Origin of the sequence: Veillonella dispar (assembly GCF_937975875.1) — a bacterium.
Taxonomy (GTDB): Bacteria; Bacillota; Negativicutes; order Veillonellales; family Veillonellaceae; genus Veillonella; species Veillonella dispar_B.
Genome location: NZ_CALJSP010000069.1, coordinates 1 through 1,336 on the forward strand (window position 1 = coordinate 1; position 1,336 = coordinate 1,336).

At 43.5% G+C, this 1,336-nt stretch carries 1 protein-coding gene; it reads left to right on the forward strand.

Annotation, left to right across the window (positions count from 1 at the left end):
* Positions 1-1,336, forward strand: a 1,336-nt coding sequence (locus tag Q7P05_RS03400) for an LTA synthase family protein (RefSeq protein WP_303930449.1), incomplete at both ends; no start/stop codon positions are given.

Here is a 1,336-nt window from a genome sequence, read left to right on the forward strand (position 1 = left end):
CAGTAGAAGAAAATAATGAAAAATTGGATTTTTCACTCTATGTGGTGATTTACTACTGGCTTCATTATGGTGGTACTTTGAATCACCGCAATAAACCAGAATGGGACGTGGTGCCAACCATCGTTAAGGAGGATATCTTCTTTGCGAAGGCGACCATCGACGATTTAGAGGCTCTCAAATTGATTCGTAAAACGCCGTTGACGGCGGCCCAAATAAAATCCGATGAGGAACTCATAGAGGATGTGAATCATCTTATGCCGCGCAGCGATTGGCAAACGTTGGACAATCCATTACATGCCTTTAAACGCGTAGCAGCTGGTGCTCGCATTGCTAAACCTAAGCATATCTTTTTGATTGTTGGTGAAAGTATCCCTCAGTGGTCCATGGATCCGTTGTATATGGATTTTAATATCTGTCCAGGTTTGCGTCATTTTGCAGCAGATACGCATACGGCTTGTGTGCCTAATTTCTTGCCTGCTGGTAATGTGTCGCGCCCTTCTATTTCAAGTCTTATAAGCGGTATCTACGATAGCGGCATGGAATTGAATGAAAAGGAAATGTTCTGGAACAATACATTGCCTACGGCTCTAGCAGCGCAGATAAAACGATTAGGATATAAAACCATTTACTGGTACGGTGGTAACTCATCGAGTGGTAACTTTACGAAATACGGCAAGGCCCAAGGGTTTGACCGCATTGAAAATGCTACAGAATTCTGTGGTCCTCAAGCGCCACAAACATGGCTTGGCGTATACGATCACGTATTCCTCGAAGAGGCGGCAAAGCGTATCGTAGCTATGTATGAACCCACATTCCATTTTGTGTATACTACGACTAATCATGGTCCCTATAAATTAGAAGACAAGTATCTTGATTTTGATGCCCATCGTGATTTGCCTGGCATTGGTGATGATATTTTGAATCGCAAGGATGGCAATAAGGGCTTAGCTACTTACAAATATTGCGATAAGGCTATCTTTGATTTCGTAGATGCTATGAAAGCGAAGTTCCCAGATAGTTTGTTCATCGTAACGGGTGACCATTCCAATCTATTTGGTGAATTCAATAATACATCCTTCTTGCATCGGGATTACACGATGCGTGAAATTCGCAATACCGTGTTTTACATGCAACATCCTGAGCTTTCACAAACATCATTACCTGCATCTATCGGCACGCATCTAAGCATTATGCCAACCATCATTGAGGCCATCGCGCCGAAAGGTTTCGAATATTATGCAGCGGTGCCATCCGCATTCGATGAACAACCAGATGTGCATGTAACGCCATACCAATGGATCACAAGCGACATGGTAGGGGACGTGCACGGTGACTA